Below are 16038 nucleotides of genomic sequence, written 5' to 3' on the forward strand. Positions count from 1 at the left end.
ATATTGGTATAATATTTAAAAATAATCATTATCTAGTAATAATGAGTCGAAGTAGGGATATATCATGCATGGTAAATTTAATTACTTGAATAATAAATTTTTTGTATTTTTTATCATATTGTGCATAGGTTTAATCGCCAGTTTCATCTATTATGTACCAGATATATACCGATACTTTAAAACGGGTGAACTGTATATAGGAATTGGGGATGGATTAAAGCAGATGCTGCCATTTCAATTGTATTTGTATAATCATATGAAATCTTTCCAGATGTTCTATGATGTATCATTTGGCTTAGGTGGTGACTACTTTACAAATTTAACATATTATTATGCAACGTCTCCGGTAAGTCATTTAACATTTTTATTATTGGCACTGTACAGAGTGCTTTTCAATCATGAAACATATCAATTAGTCAATGACATGATACATATGCAGTATGCGACAGCAATTATAAAGTGCGCTTTAGTATTTACAGCAATTTACTATATGATGCGTGAAATTAGAATAAAACTCATGTATGCAATGTTAACTGCAATATTATATAGTTGGTCAACGATTTTTTATTACTTTTCATATACGTGGTCATTTTATAGCGATGTTATGATTTATCTCCCGTTGTCTATTCTTGGAGTAGAGCAGCTACTCCGCAGGAAAAGCATCGTAGTGTTAGTAATCAGCATCGGCTTGACGATGTTTTCTAACTTTTATCTTGCTTATTACGAGACGATTATTGTAGGAACGTATTTTCTTTTTCGCATCATTCGACCTTCGAAACGAGATGTTATTATAAAAGGACAGGCATTACTTCTCGGCATAGTGAGCGCATTAACAGGTGCAATGATCGGAAATATTGGGTTCATAAGAGGTGTTCAGTCATATCTACAAAATGATCGTTCAATTGAATCGATGAATATACCACTATTAATAGAGTTTTCTAAAGATGAGAATTTATTCTATGGTGGATTTCATCTCATTATTATCTTTTTGGCAATGGTGGCGTTGTTATGTTTTCCGCTGTACAAACATTATTATTTCAAACTGTTTTCGATATTAACGTGGATATTATTACTAGGTTCTTTAACACCGTATTTCGGCAGTATGTTTAATGGATTTTCTATGCCACAGATGAGGTGGGTTTATGCATTAGCATTCTCAACGTCTGTATTAACAGGTTTATTTATGCACTACTTATCAGAATTGAAGTTAAAGCATGTGCTATATGCGAGTATCCCGATAACGTTAATTATCTTTATTTCGTTTATATTGCAGGAAAACAAGCAGCTCTGGATCATTTACGTTCCAATTGCAATCATATTATTCATACTTTATTTCAAATGTGCACATAAACGACGCATTAAGTTACTTATCATCGGCACACTTATATTATGCCAGTGGACGGTTGTGCAAAATTATCACTATGATAGTCAATTGACATATTTCCCGGATAAAGATGAACTTTTACAGAAAGATATTTACGATATTAAAACGCATAAAGCATTGGATTTACTAAAGAAAGATGCGCATGATGATTTGAGAAGGATAGAGCTACCGTATCCAACGAGTCACAATGTCCCGATGTACTACGATATTAATGGTACGATGCTATATTCGAGTATTTTTAATAAGGATATATTAAAATTTTATGAAAAAGACTTACAGATTATAATGCCTAAGCTAAAAAATAGTTATTATTCCGGACTTTCAAAACGTAATAACTTAATGAGTTTAATGAACGTAGATTATTATATATCGCAATATAACGATGGACCTGCACTATTTAACCATTACAGCATGTTCAATAGTAGTGCAAATTATACGGTATATAAAAATCCATATCAGCTTCCGAGTGTCAGAGTTGTAAATCATCTATACGCTGAAGATGATTTGAATACCGCATTGGACCGGGAACATGCAATGCTTAAAGGGGCAATCGTAAAAAAAGGAAACACCGCATATAATGAACATGCGATAGATATATATAAGCATGCAAGTATGAGCGTGTTTGGTGGAAATCTAAAAGGCGATACATTAAACATTGTAAATAAAGTAGGTGGAGTGGAGCTGACGATACCTGAGGATAAAGTGAAACAATATAAAGAGCTTTATATTGAAATGTATGCAGATATTATCAGTCCAGTAGATGAGGATTTTTATATTAAGGTGAATGATTATAAAATAGAGCGCCCGGAGAAAAAATATCGTTATCGCAGAAAACCACAACCATTCATTATGAATGTTAAAGCGAATAATAAAATAAAAATTTCATTCCCGAAAGGTATATATCAGTTCAACATTAAACATATTTACGGTGAAGATTATTCAGTGCTAACTGAAGCGGCAGGGCAATATAAATATCAAGATTTGAAGTTTCACAAGTATAACAATAAATTTGCAGTAAATTTAAAAGGGAGACAACAAGGTATGCTTGTTATTCCGATGCCTTATGAAAAAGGATTGCGCGCTACTATAGACGGAAAACATGTCGACGTTCAGAAAGTAAATTATATGATGACAGGCATTAAAGTTAATAAAGGTGATGAACTGCTGGAGATTCGTTATGCACCGCCATATATGCGAACAGGACTTGTAATTATGTTTGCAGGTATAATTGCTTTAGGGATTATCCAGTCTCTATTGTTGTTTCGAAAAAGAAATAAAAAGAAGAGTTGACAACGCTTACATATTATGAAAATTGAGATATAATAGTGTAAAGGATACTAAAAGTGTAGGAGGCGTTTAAATGAATAACCATCAGAAAGTATTGGCATTCGGATCGATACTTGCAATTATTTTATTTTCTCTACTGTTTTGGCAGCAAATGCCGCATGAAGACGTACACAATGTTAAATCAAAAGAGATTCAGGCGATTGACAAAGGGGTATATGCAACAATGGATGATGCTGAGAGGGCGCTAAGAAGTGAATTGAGTAAAGGGCAGGATGTTAATACTGTAATTTATACACCGAGTAAGAACTTGAAACTACCTTTTTATACAATGCAATTCTCATATGAAAAGGATAAGCACAAATTTGCCGGGTATGCTTTTGCTGTTCCTGTAGGAAACCATTATAAATTAGAAATTGCAGATGCAAAGATTAAAACATATCAAGGGATGAAACCTGTCCGTAACAGTATGAAAGTGGGCGAAGATAAAGTGCACATGTTTATAGGAACACCAGCAGACAATCCATTTTCAGATAGTGTACGTCACTCATTTGATAATGAAGTAGAGCTTGCGCATCATGTAGAATAAAAGAAAGGTTCGCGTGCGAACCTTTCTTTTATTATTCCTGTATTAATTGATCGATACGTAGTCGAAGCGTGTCAAAATCTATAATGCGCGCTTGCCTGTGATATTCCCTCTCTGATTTATATAGAATTACGACCGGAGAAGTGAAGAGACTGAGTTGACCTGCTGCTTCAGGGAGTTTATCAGCAAGAAAGTAAATCGCAGGAATATCGGTTTCTTTTACAATTGATGCGACTTTCGGATAATCTGCATGACAGACAGAACAATCAGTAGTCATGACATAAACTAACGCTTTATCGTTTTTATTTAGAAATGAAAGCACTTCTTCATATTGATGAATCTGTTTCATGTGAAACTCCTTTGTCATATTATTTTAATAATAGTTGATAGAAGTCCAGGTTTAACCAATTATTAAATTTATAACCTACACTTTTAATAGTTCCATTATACGTGAAACCGAATTTCTTATGAAGATAAATACTCCCTTTATTTTCGGAATCGATACCAGCTACCATCGTTTTATAACCTTCCTCGCGTGCAGATGTAATGAGGTGTTCGAGCAGCTTCTCTCCAATGCCCATATGTCGATAGTAAGGTGAAATATATACAGAGTGCTCGATAGTATGTTTGTATGCCGGGAAATTTCTAAATGGCCCATATGTCGCAAAACCCGCCACGACACCGTCTACTTCAAAAACGAATATAGGGAATCCGTCATTTTCTTTTTGTTGCATCCATTGTTTACGCTCTAATAACGTCGTTTTCTCGTATGTATATATAGCGGTAGTGTTAACGATAGCGTGATTATAAATGTCTAATATTTTTGGTAAGTCATGCTGCGTTGCAAGTCTAATCATAATAAACCTCCATAATTAATAATATACGTCAAATCATAACGTATTTATGATTTGACGTATATTATTATGATTGTATGAATTTATTAAAAGATAAGGAAATATATAGTAAACTGTCTTTAACAATTATAAATATAAAGGAGTTGTTTAACGTGAGTACAAATAAGAAAATTTTATCCTTCGTTGCACTTGTAATGGCAATCATCATAATAATAGGGATATGGCAAATGAATTATCATTACCCTGAATTAACTAAAGAAGAGATAAAGATAATCGAAAGTCCAAAATATCAAAGTGTGGAATCATTAAATTCTCAAATATCACACTTAAATAATGATAAGATTGTATCCGGTATCACTACGACAATAGACTTAGGCGATAAAACAATTCCTTTAATAATTCTTACAGGAATACGAAATGATAAAAGTGAAGGGACTTACCAGACTTATATTTATTTAATACCAGAGGGTAACGGATATAAAGCGGATGTCAGAAAAAATGGCGTATATTTTAACCCTAATATGAAGCCAGTTTTAGATGAATTTAAATTCGAGGACTATATTGTAAAAACTTATCTAGGTCGCAAGTCTGACAATTTGATTGGAGAGGGTATAAGACTAATGGATGATGGCAATGGTTTAGAGTTTGTGATTTATCCTGAGAAAGTCGTTAAAAAGTAAAACTAGTACAGCTATTGAGAGATATAACATGGTATTGCAGAGTTTTATACAGCATAAAGTTGTGTAATAAAAACGATTATAATAACGATGGGAAGTATAAATTTTATTAAGTAATACCATATGTGCGTAAATCCATATTTTTTTCTGAATGCATGCAGTAGCTGTTGCTTATGCATAATATACCCAGCAAAAAGCGTTGTAATAAGGACACCGATTGGCATAAATATATTCGTAACGAAAAAGTCCATATTATCAAATATAGTACCGGCACCAAATTGAACATGTGATAGTAGACCGAATGATAAATTAGCGGGTATGCCCACGATAAAGACAATAATACTGAGCAACCATGCATATGTCTTTCGTTTTGAAGCATCGTTTTTAATAACATTCGATAAGTTAAGTTCCAGCAATGATATTGACGACGTAAGTGCAGCGAATAAAAACAAAAGAAGAAACATAATATAGAAAACGAGTCCGAATGCCATTGCATTAAATAATTTAGGCAATACAATAAATAGCAATCCTGGTCCTGCAGTTGCTTCGATATTAAATGCACTTGCAGCAGGGAATATTGCAAGACCTGCTAATATTGAAATCGCTAAGTTCATGAATACAATCCAGCTCGAAGAACTCACAATATCCGTATCTTTTTGCGAATAGGCAGCATACGTAATCATTCCCGTAGTACCGAGTGATAACGCGAAGAATGATTGTCCCATCGCATACAAAGTTCCTTTGAAAGATAAATCTTCAAATCTTGGTATAAGAAAGTACTTCACACCTTCCATTGCGCCATCAAGTGTTAAAGCACGTACAACAATAATTATAAAGAGTATAAAAAGTAGCGGCATCATTATTTTAGAAGCACGCTCTATTCCTTTTTCCACACCGAATGAAACGATTAATCCGGTAATCATAATAAATAAAAATTGACCAGTTAACGAGAGGAGTGGATTTTGAATCATCATATCGAAGAAATTCATGTTTTGTTCGGTAATTTTAGTTGCAATCAGTAAGTAATATCCGAAGAAAATAACAATCCATCCACCGATTACGCTATAGAATGCATAGAGAATAAATGCAGCGAAATTACCCCAGAAGCCGATGAAATTTGTAAATTTTTGATGGGATAATTTAGAGAATATAGTAGTTGAATACGTTTTTCCAAGATGCCCAATTGCAAACTCAGTGATGAGTAGTGGTAACCCGATAAGTATTGTAAACAGGATGAACTCCAGTAAAAATGCCCCACCACCATATTGACCTGCGATATACGGAAACTTCCATATTGCACCGAGTCCGATGGCAGATCCTGCGCTTGCAAGTATAAATCCTATAGATGATTTGAAACCTTGTTTTTCATTCATTAAAACACTCCTCTGCTTAAACGCTTTAACGTGATGATATATTACTTGTTACATTTCGTCAAGGAGGATTGTGCTTTCTTTCAAGTAAGTAACGTCATACTTCTGTGCAAGATGATATAAAAAACGTTTGATTTCTTTATCATTAATCAACACTTCTGTGCAAAGACTGAAGAAATTTTCTTTTTCTTCTGGGGTGGCTTGTTTTTTGAAGTATCCCCACATATGCTCAAAACTATTTCTCATGGAGCCTTGGGTAGGTTTCATACTGTAAGTAGTCGTTAAAATTTGTTTGAGTTCGGCTAAATCATCTAACCCTTCGTTCAACCTAGTACGAATATATAAGTATTGCCGCTGACTGTAATACATCACTTTGTATTTCTCATGCTTCCACAATAACTCAACTTGTTTCCTATGTAATTTATTCATGTTGATCAAGCAAATTTGCTAATGCCATTTTAGCGTTAGGATATTTGAAGTGAAAGCCATGAGATAATAATTTCTCGGGAAATACTTTCTGCCCTTTCGTAACCATCATTGCTTGTTCACCGAGTACAAGCTTTAATAATGCTTTTGGTGTATAGAAATAATGTGGTCGATGGAGTGTTTCTGCGATTACTTTTCCGAGATGTTGTTGTGTAACCGGGTAAGGCGCAGTTAGATTATATACACCTGTTAAACGATGTTCATAAATGTATAAAATTGCACGTACTAAATCTTCAATATGAATCCATGAATAAGGTTGATTACCTTTACCGATAGGGCCACCTGCAAAGAATTGATAAGGCTTGACCATTAAAGGTAATGCGCCACCATTATTTGAAAAAATAACACCAAAACGCATATAAGCAACGTCTATTCCTTCCTGTTCGATTTCGTGTGCAGCGCTTTCCCATAAGTGCACGGTTTCAGATAGAAAATCAAATGATTCAAATGAATCTAATTCGTTGTACGATGCTGTATCAGATGGGGGATAGTATCCTACTGCACTTGCGTTAAGTAGCATCGGCTTTTTGTTCATTTGTTTAATAAGCGGTCGTAACTTATTCGTACTCTCGATACGGCTTTTTTGTATTGCATCTTTATGTGCTTCTGTCCATCTGTCGTTTAATGATGCACCAGCAAGATTAATAACGACATCTACATCAGGAACGTTGTTCATATCATTATCTTTGTTCCAATTGATATATGTAACATTATCATGGTTATCTTTATCAGAACGTGTTAATACATATATTTCATCATTTGATGATAATTGCTTCTGTATTGCGCGTCCTACTAAACCTGTACCACCTGTCATTAACACTTTTACCATAAAATCACTCCTTTGTTTATTTCTCTATACCCTTTCTTGAATGTTATAATAGTATAAATTTAAATTAAAGGAGAAGTTATGGAACTGTTATTTTATGGAGATAAACATTATCAAAATATAGAGCAATTTGAATTAACCGAAGAACAACTTAAATATGTACGTTCACCACAGGAGAACATAAGTCTATTAAAAGATTATGATAGTCGGTATCCGATAGTCGGAAAAGTCGATGAAAATATCGTATTATTTTGTGTGCTCGACACTAATAGCGAGTTTAAAATGCAATTTGAAGTTGAAAATGGAATTTATGTGCGATCATTTTCAACAGATGTCAATTATGTACGTCAAGGATATGCAAAGCAGGCATTAAGGTTGCTTCCTCAATTTATTAGAAATCATTTTAAACATGTGGAGAATATTGTATTAATTGTTGATGAGCCAAATACTATTGCTAAGAACATGTACATTGATGCTGGATTTATAGTGGGAAAGTGTATCAATGGAGAGCGCTATAAGGGGAATTTAATGTATTATAAACTCTAAATTATGATAAGTAATTTTTTTTGAACTACAAAGAAGCGTACCGGTTTGATTACGCTTCTTTGTTTTTTTACAGTAATTTATTAATTTATAGATTTTAAACTATTCATTATTGCTTCACGATTACTTTCAAGAAAGTCTGGTAAATTCAGCTGCTGTCCAAGTTGTGTCTTCGGAGTATCTCTCATAAATCCTGGTTCAGGTGTTGCGAATTCATACATGATACCGTTATGTCGATAATATACTGACTTAAAGAAATAACGATCGATGATACCTGTATGATTACCTTCTTCATCACCATAGAAAAAGTGGTACATGGATGGATTGTCCTGGTTGACAGAGATTTCTATGAGCCTTAGCCCTAATATTTCAGTATAGAAATGTTTGTTGTTTGTAACATCTTTCGTATACATAGATATATGGTGATGACCTAATAATTTCATTGTATTGTTCACCCTTCCTTTACCGTCACTAATGTGTCAGCTGCATCAAAAGATATACACGTAATTGTCACAGCAGGTGCAAATGATCATATGGTATCTCCAGGACAGGTGAAACAATTAGAGTTAGAATTTAAATCACACTTTGATAACGTACAATTTGAATTGTTTGATGGGGGTCACGAACTGACGTTTGAAGAAGTTGAGACGATAACATCAACGTTGAATCATTAAAATCTTCTGCCAATAAATATGAGGGATGTGTTTCATTAGCTTGGACATCGGGAAAGTGATTAGTGCATAATAGTGATGAACATTTAATAGTATGAAAGAGGATTTGGAGGAATACGATGAATATATATATTTCAGAAGCAGCAAAGCATTGGTTTAAGGAAGAAGTTGGTTTAGAGTCTGGCGATAAAGTGAGATTCTTCAGTAAGATATACGGTTCTAGTAAAGTACAGGAAAGTCATTCACTTGCGTTTATGGTTGACGCTGACGATGATAAGTCAGTGGCTTCAATAACAGAAGATGGTGTTACGTATTATATCAATGAAGCGGATTTATGGTTCTTTGACGGGCATGATTTATATATTGAGTATGATGAAAAGCTTGATGAAGTAGCGTATGACTATAAAAAATAAAGGCGTGATTTTATGTACTTATTAGAATTCATAGAAGATGCGCAACGACAAATCGTTGGAGTATTTAACGACGAACAAGATGTAATGGAATGGATTTCAAGTGTTCCTTTTATTCATAAAGATGCTGATAATCAATATACATTATCGTATGACGAACTGCCACCTTACTATGAAGTATTGTACAAAGATAGTGTTTATCCTTTGACACGTTATGCATTCAATCAATCAGAAGTTATTGAAGTTGTATGGAGTGAAATCGCCCATATGGATGAAACGAATGGTGTGGCGCCAGGTGTAAGTAAAGTAGGCGTATACTACTATAATAACGAAGAAGTTGAAGCGGCAGTTAAAGCGAGAGAACAATTTAAATCAGAACTAAAAGCTTATTACGATGATAAAGGAAAGGCTTATACATTTGGTGGCGTTGGCTCTGAAGATGGAGAATATGTACATGTTGAAGGTGGGCCGTTTATTCATATTGATCCAATGACGATAGAATCATATGAATCGGCGCACAATATCGAACAATTTTTAAAGGAAAATCAATAAATCGATAAAATTTTCAGAAAATAATTGACGTAGGAAATGAATACTGATAATATTAAACCAATTTAAAGCTAAAGGAGTTCGTATTATGACAAACACAAAGTTACAATTAAATAACTGGTGGCAGCTGTCTTAATACTTATATTTATGTCCGTCATAGATATAGGTATCTATGACGGCTTCCTTGGCATGTTTGCTATTGAGGCCATAATATGAGCCTCTGTATAAAATTCTGTAAAGAGGCTGATATTTATTGGTCTCTTTTTTTATTTTATATTTCGGAGGAGATAGTATGGAAAATCAATCAGGTTTTAAATCGAAATTAGGCTTTATATTAGCAAGTGCAGGATCGGCAATTGGCTTAGGTGCAATGTGGAAGTTTCCGTATGTCATGGCCGATAATGGTGGTGCAGCATTTTTATTCTTATTTATTATCTTTACCATTTTAATAGGGCTACCGATATTAATGAGTGAATTTGTGATGGGTGTCGCAAGTCAGACACATAGTACGAAAGCATTCAGTAAACTCTCTAATAAAAAGCATTATGATATTATAGGCCATTTAGGCAACTTAGGTGTATTTTTATTGATGAGTTTTTATAGTGTTATCGGTGGTTTTATCCTTATCTATATATTAAGAACTGTAAAAATTCTATTTACAGGTGACCATACGAAAGATTACGCAGCATTATTTGGGCAAATTATATCTAATCCGGTAAATACAATCTTCGGTGTTGTATTATTTTTACTATTAACGGGAATCATCGTTATTAAAGGTGTAGAAAAGGGAATTGAACGTGCTTCAAAAGTGTTGATGCCGATGTTATTTGTGATGTTTTTAATCATGATTGTTCGTGCATTAACGTTACCGAATGCTATGGAAGGTGTGGTATTCTTCTTGAATCCAGACTTTAGTAAACTGGATCAGGAAGGTATATTATTTGCACTTGGTCAATCTTTCTTCTCTTTATCTGTTGGATTTGGAGGTATGCTGACATATGCATCGTATATGAAAAAAGGAACGGATTTAGTTCAGGCAGGCGGTTATATTGTTTTAATGAACATCCTCGTAACAATTATGGCTGGTCTTGCAATCTTTCCTGCAACAGCATCGCTCGGTATTGATAATGCGCAAGGGCCAGGATTATTATTTATCGTATTGCCATATGTATTTGATCATTTACCGTTAGGCTCATTATTCTATTTATTATTTTTATTGCTGTTTTTCTTTGCGACAATTACTTCTTCTATCAATTTAGTAGAAATCAATGTTTCAAACATGTCTAAACAGAATAATGCGAAGCGTTTAAAGTCTACGCTCACGATTATTGCAGGTATATTTTTAGTAAGCATACCATGTGCACTATCATTTGGACCGATGAGTGAGATGAAGTTTTTCAAAGGTACATTCTTTGATAATATGGATTTCTTAGTATCGAATATCATGCTGCCTATCGGTGTGTTATGCTACACGCTATTTTCCGGATATGTATTGAACAGAGATATGACGAGAACATACTTCGTACATCAACCATATCAGGAGAAATTATTTACAGTATGGATAATATTATTGCGCTATATCATTCCAATTGTTATCGTTTTTGTTATGATCAATCAACTTATTAAATAAATACAGTGAAAAAGACCACTAAACTTTCGATATAAATCATTTTTGAAATTTTAGTGGTTTTTTATATGGAATTTCTGTGGTAATATATAAAATCATAATATATATGTAAGTGTTGTAATCATAGACTTCACTAAAACATTACAAATAGCTTTGGATGTATATACTACATACAAGTCGCATTTAAAAATATAGGTGATTTGGAATTATTGCTAGAGAAATTTAACACTTTATTGCGAAAACGCTTTCATGCAACTTGAATATATATATAATAACAAAGTAGAAAAAGACACCGTGGATTTGGAAAAAAGAAAAGATAAAGGGGTCAACGATTATGGGAGATAATCATTTAAAAAGAAGTTTAAGCTCAAGACAAGTGCAGATGATTGCACTTGGAGGAACGATTGGTGTAGGACTATTTATGGGTGCTTCAAGCACAATTAAATGGACTGGACCGTCAGCGATTTTAGCGTATTTAGTAGCAGGATTGTTTTTATTTTTAATTATGCGTGCAATGGGAGAATTAGTTTATCTATACCCGACAACAGGATCATTTGCTGATTATGCATCTGAATACCTTCACCCAGTAGCTGGATATGTAACAGCTTGGGCGAATATATTCCAGTGGATTGTTGTAGGGATGAGTGAAGTTATTGCAGTAGGACAATATATGCAGTTCTGGTGGCCGGAACTACCGAGCTGGATACCAGGTGTTATCGTAATTATTACGTTAGCATTAGCGAACATGGCTTCAGTTAAAGCGTTTGGAGAGTTTGAATTCTGGTTTGCAATGATTAAGATTGTAACAATTATTTTAATGATTGTAGCAGGTTTAGGTATTATTTTATTTGGATTAGGAAATAACGGAAACCCAATTGGATTAAGTAACTTAACAGCACACGGTGGTTTCTTCCCGAACGGTTTTACAGGGTTCTTCTTTGCATTATCAATGGTAGTAGGATCATACCAAGGTGTGGAATTAATCGGTATTACTGCGGGTGAAACGAAAGACCCACAAAAAAATATTACAAAAGCAGTTAACGGTATTATATGGCGTATTTTAATTTTCTACATTGGAGCAATCTTTGTTATTGTAACAGTTTATCCATGGGATGAATTAGGTAACGTAGGTAGCCCATTCGTAGCTACGTTTGCTAAAGTCGGAATTACAATTGCAGCAGGATTCATTAACTTCGTTGTTATTACTGCTGCGATGTCTGGATGTAACTCAGGTATCTTCAGTTCAAGTCGTATGGTGTTTACGCTTGCTCAAGAAGGTAAGATGCCAAAATCATTTGCCCGAGTAATGAAAAATGGTGTGCCAGTATACGCGGTTATGATGATTTCTATCGGTATCTTCGTTGGTGTACTATTAAACATCTTCTTACCAATGTTTATCGATGGCGCAGAAAACATTTTCGTATATGTTTACAGTGCTTCAATTTTACCTGGTATGATTCCTTGGTTCATGATCTTGTTCAGTCATTTAGCATTTAGAAAGCGTGAACCAGAACTTGCGGCAAATCATCCATTTAAGATGCCATTTGCACCAGTTTCTGATTATTTAGCGATTGGATTCTTAGTGTTAGTATTAATCGGTATGTTAATTAACGTTGATACGCGTGTATCAGTAATTATCGGAATTATCTTCTTATCAGTGATGGCTGGTGTGTATTTCTTAAGAGGATTCCATAAGTTAGATGAAGGACGTAAATTTTTAGAGAAGTAGTATGATTGAGCCTCTTAACAACTGTTAAGAGGCTTTTTTATGTGATAAAAAAGATATACATTGAAGTTAATCTATAATATTATTTATTGTATATGTCTCATAACTATTGGGAGGGTGTATGACTGACCTAATTAATCATTTGCAATCATTAGATTTCAAGAATCATGCATGTATCGTATCTAACATGAATCAGCAAAAAGAAATAATCGCTTATTTTAATAAAAAAGATATATGGATAGAAACTTTTAATACACCTTTTCATGAACGTTTAACAGTAAAAGAACAATTAAAGTTTTATATGAAATGGTACGGCGCAACTTATAATATAGATGATGTTTTACAATCGCTTAAGTTGCATGAATATAGCAATGTGAAAGTAAAGAAATTAGAGTATGATGAGTATGTGCTGCTAAAGATAGCTTTGGCATATGTGCAAGATAATAAGTTTATCATTTTTAAAGGTTTATTACATAATCTAAAAGTAGAAACAGTTGATATCATCTTAAATGCACTTCCGCAATTTGATACAGAACATAAAGTTCTACATATACTTTCATATCTAGACCATGCGTTATTGCTATCAAATGAAGTTTATCAGGTAAAAAAATCTCAATTAAAACGTTTAGAAGTATATGAGGACAGAGAATTATTGAACGAAAGAACCGAAATAAGTAAAAAATCAGAACAATCTGCACAGGTATCAACTAATAACGATGAACTAGATAGTATGAAAAATGAGTGTATCCCAGAAAATATTTCCCGAGAAATACATTCAAATCTTTCCCGAAGTAACGTATTTAGAATAACTGTCAAAACGGAAGATAAAACGTTATTTATTAATCCAGAGGATATCAACTATATTGAAGGTGCAGAAGGAAAAGTAAATATTCATTTCAATGGCGAATCATTTAAAGGTGATTATACTTTAAATGAACTGGAAGAGAAACTAAAGGTATATGGTTTCTATAGATGTCACCGCTCTTACATTATTAACTTACAGAAAGTAACAGAGATGATTACATGGTCGAAGAATTCATATTCGATTAAAATAGATGGTTTAGAAAATACTTTCATACCATTATCACGTAACAAAGTGAAAGAAATTCAAGGATATTTTAATAGTCATTCGGTACAGTTCACGGAAAATTAAGTACATTTAACATTTACTTTATAGTGCGGAAATCAAGTCTCTAATACAATTTGAGTAACAAATTGATTGGAGGCTATTTTTATGACACTTATACAAATGGATGAAGTACTAAAGATGTATGACGGTAAAAAAGCAGTGAATCATTTATCTTTGAATATTAAACAAGGTGAGATATTTGGTCTTCTTGGCCCAAGTGGATCTGGTAAGACAACGACGATAAAGATGCTAACAGGGGAGACATCTATTACTGAAGGTAGTATTCAAGTATTTCAATATAAAGATAAAGCACTTCAGACAGCAGAATTTAGAGAACAAATTGGGATACTTTCAGATAATAGTGCGCTATATGAAAGGCTAACAGTCTTTGATAATTTAAAAATGTTTGCTAGGCTATATAAGCAATCTTCACATAGAATCGATGAAGTGCTTTCATTTGTACAATTAGAAAATGAGAAGAAAACAGTGGTTAAAAAGTTATCTAAAGGAATGCGTCAAAGAATACTGTTGGCGAAAGCACTTATACATCAACCGAAACTATTATTCTTAGATGAACCAACATCAGCGCTAGATCCAAATACGACAAGACATATCCATAAAGGGTTGTTAAAACTAAAAGAAAGTGGTACGACAATTTTCTTAACAACACATGATATGGATGAAGCAGAAAGCTTATGTGACCGAATTGCATTGATTAATAATGGTACGCTTATCGCTCTAGATACACCAGATAATTTAAAGTATCAACATTCAGATCATACAATTACAGTGGAAATGAATAATTTAGAGAAGAAAAGAGTTCATAAAGAAGACGTCGTAAAGATTACAGACTTACTAAATTCGAAACAAGTGAAACGTATTTATACGAACGAACCGACATTAGGAGAAGTATTTATAAAAGTAACTGGAAAGGAGCTTGTTTAAGATGAAGATGAATAGAGTGATGGCAATTGCAGAGAAAGATTTCAAAGAATTTATGAGAAATATGATGTTACTTACAATGCCGATATTACCAGTTGCAATGGCATTTCTATTTACAGCTACTCCATTACCTGAAAGTGAAAAAATGGATATGGTACTTTCAGTCCTTGCGATGAGTTTTGTTGCAGTATTAACAGGGTCATTAATGACGATGATTGCTGAAGAAAAAGAGAAACACACATTGAGAGGTTTAATAAACTCTCCCGCATCAATGATGGAAGTATTTTTTGGAAAGAGTCTTGTAGTAACAATTATATTATTAGTGACAATTTCAGTAGTGTTGTTTATATTTAAAATTAATATATTTGCGAATATATGGATGGTTGTTGGATTTATATTATTATATATATTCTATTTATTGCTCGGGTCACTAATTGGTTTGCACGTAAAATCAGTATCTGAAACAAGCCTATATTTCGTCCCTGTTCTATTTATCTTTGGAATGAATACAACAATCGCTAATATTGGCATTAAGAAAGATAACATCCTTATTAAATTAAATGAATACATGCCGATGATGCAATATTCCAAGTTAGAGCAATCGGGAGATATTATCCATCTTATTATTATTGCTGTATGGTTAATAGTAACTTTTATATGTACTTATCTGCTGTACAGAAAAAGTTCAATTGATTAAGAAACAATACTTATAAGATGCATCCAGAGAAGAAGAAATCAATAATTGATAATAGAAATATTATATTGAAGAACAGCCATTACTTGGTTGAACTTCTTTTTTTAATAATTCTTCAGAGCAGTTGATGGTATTTGATAATAAATAGTCGAAAACAGAAATATTTCCCCTGAAATAATTTTATGTATGACCTAGATATCAAAACTAATTGCTTAGTAATAAATAACTACTCAAATAAAAGAGCAGGATGAGTGCAAAATTATTTTGCATCTATCCTGCT

At 33.4% G+C, this 16038-nt stretch carries 18 protein-coding genes; 12 read left to right on the forward strand and 6 right to left on the reverse strand.

All coding sequences use genetic code 11. The features are described 5' to 3' along the window. Positions 1-64 precede the first annotated feature (64 nt). Both LAU42_RS00360 and LAU42_RS00365 read left to right on the forward strand, forming a co-directional pair. On the forward strand, positions 65-2674 hold the full coding sequence (locus LAU42_RS00360; RefSeq protein ID WP_224183776.1) for a YfhO family protein: 2610 nt from the start codon (positions 65-67) through the stop codon (positions 2672-2674). 70 nt (positions 2675-2744) lie between these two features. Continuing rightward, complete coding sequence (locus LAU42_RS00365) at positions 2745-3257, forward strand: hypothetical protein (RefSeq protein WP_224183777.1); 513 nt, start codon at positions 2745-2747, stop codon at positions 3255-3257. A gap of 31 nt (positions 3258-3288) precedes the next feature. Here the strand turns inward: LAU42_RS00365 and LAU42_RS00370 are convergent, their stop codons facing one another. After that, positions 3289-3603, reverse strand: coding sequence for a thioredoxin family protein (locus tag LAU42_RS00370; RefSeq protein ID WP_224183778.1), 315 nt, complete (start codon positions 3601-3603; stop codon positions 3289-3291). A 19-nt stretch (positions 3604-3622) separates the two neighbouring features. Further along, positions 3623-4111 carry a GNAT family N-acetyltransferase gene (locus tag LAU42_RS00375; RefSeq protein WP_224183779.1) on the reverse strand — a complete coding sequence of 163 codons (489 nt, stop codon included), beginning with the start codon at positions 4109-4111 and terminating at the stop codon, positions 3623-3625. Between the two features lie 74 nt (positions 4112-4185). Here LAU42_RS00375 and LAU42_RS00380 point away from each other — a divergent pair, with 74 nt between their 5' ends. Beyond that, on the forward strand, positions 4186-4788 hold the full coding sequence (locus tag LAU42_RS00380) for a hypothetical protein (protein WP_224183780.1): 603 nt from the start codon (positions 4186-4188) through the stop codon (positions 4786-4788). A gap of 44 nt (positions 4789-4832) precedes the next feature. On the opposite strand, the gene LAU42_RS00385 is transcribed toward LAU42_RS00380, so the two are convergent. Genes LAU42_RS00385 through LAU42_RS00395 form a run of 3 tightly spaced genes read right to left on the reverse strand, consistent with a single transcriptional unit; the run spans position 4833 to position 7470 of the window. Continuing rightward, on the reverse strand, positions 4833-6158 hold the full coding sequence (locus LAU42_RS00385; protein WP_224183781.1) for a sodium-dependent transporter: 1326 nt from the start codon (positions 6156-6158) through the stop codon (positions 4833-4835). A 48-nt stretch (positions 6159-6206) separates the two neighbouring features. Beyond that, complete coding sequence (locus LAU42_RS00390) at positions 6207-6584, reverse strand: YbgA family protein (RefSeq protein ID WP_224183782.1); 378 nt, start codon at positions 6582-6584, stop codon at positions 6207-6209. After that, positions 6577-7470 carry a TIGR01777 family oxidoreductase gene (locus LAU42_RS00395; RefSeq protein ID WP_224183783.1) on the reverse strand — a complete coding sequence of 298 codons (894 nt, stop codon included), beginning with the start codon at positions 7468-7470 and terminating at the stop codon, positions 6577-6579. Before LAU42_RS00395 ends, LAU42_RS00390 begins: the two co-directional genes overlap by 8 nt. A gap of 78 nt (positions 7471-7548) precedes the next feature. On the opposite strand from LAU42_RS00395, the gene LAU42_RS00400 reads away from it, so the two are divergent. After that, entirely contained in the window at positions 7549-8013 is a 465-nt protein-coding gene (locus tag LAU42_RS00400) for a GNAT family N-acetyltransferase (RefSeq protein ID WP_224183784.1), read from the forward strand. 80 nt (positions 8014-8093) lie between these two features. On the opposite strand, the gene LAU42_RS00405 is transcribed toward LAU42_RS00400, so the two are convergent. Continuing rightward, entirely contained in the window at positions 8094-8453 is a 360-nt protein-coding gene (locus LAU42_RS00405) for a VOC family protein (RefSeq protein WP_224183785.1), read from the reverse strand. A 33-nt stretch (positions 8454-8486) separates the two neighbouring features. Between LAU42_RS00405 and LAU42_RS00410 the strand changes: the two genes are divergently transcribed. From LAU42_RS00410 to LAU42_RS00445, 8 genes are all read left to right on the forward strand, one after another. Continuing rightward, a complete protein-coding gene (locus LAU42_RS00410; protein ID WP_224183786.1) occupies positions 8487-8684 on the forward strand; it encodes an alpha/beta hydrolase in 198 nt (65 codons plus the stop codon). 116 nt (positions 8685-8800) lie between these two features. Further along, positions 8801-9094 (forward strand): HesB/YadR/YfhF family protein, encoded by a 294-nt coding sequence (locus LAU42_RS00415; RefSeq protein ID WP_224183787.1) that lies wholly within the window; start codon positions 8801-8803, stop codon positions 9092-9094. Positions 9095-9106: 12 nt separating this feature from the next. Then, on the forward strand, positions 9107-9643 hold the full coding sequence (locus LAU42_RS00420) for a hypothetical protein (protein WP_224183788.1): 537 nt from the start codon (positions 9107-9109) through the stop codon (positions 9641-9643). 289 nt (positions 9644-9932) lie between these two features. Further along, on the forward strand, positions 9933-11270 hold the full coding sequence (locus tag LAU42_RS00425) for a sodium-dependent transporter (protein ID WP_224183789.1): 1338 nt from the start codon (positions 9933-9935) through the stop codon (positions 11268-11270). A 331-nt stretch (positions 11271-11601) separates the two neighbouring features. Next, positions 11602-12996: an amino acid permease gene (locus LAU42_RS00430; protein ID WP_224183790.1), complete on the forward strand. Its 1395-nt coding sequence runs from the start codon at positions 11602-11604 to the stop codon at positions 12994-12996. 118 nt (positions 12997-13114) lie between these two features. Beyond that, complete coding sequence (locus LAU42_RS00435) at positions 13115-14146, forward strand: LytR/AlgR family response regulator transcription factor (RefSeq protein ID WP_224183791.1); 1032 nt, start codon at positions 13115-13117, stop codon at positions 14144-14146. An 81-nt stretch (positions 14147-14227) separates the two neighbouring features. Beyond that, the gene (locus LAU42_RS00440) at positions 14228-15067 is read left to right on the forward strand and encodes an ABC transporter ATP-binding protein (protein WP_224183792.1); all 840 of its coding nucleotides are present in this window, start codon (positions 14228-14230) and stop codon (positions 15065-15067) included. A 1-nt stretch (position 15068) separates the two neighbouring features. Next, a complete protein-coding gene (locus LAU42_RS00445) occupies positions 15069-15761 on the forward strand; it encodes a hypothetical protein (protein ID WP_224183793.1) in 693 nt (230 codons plus the stop codon). Positions 15762-16038 lie beyond the last annotated feature (277 nt).

It is taken from the genome of Macrococcus armenti, assembly GCF_020097135.1.
Lineage (GTDB): Bacteria > Bacillota > Bacilli > Staphylococcales > Staphylococcaceae > Macrococcoides > Macrococcoides armenti.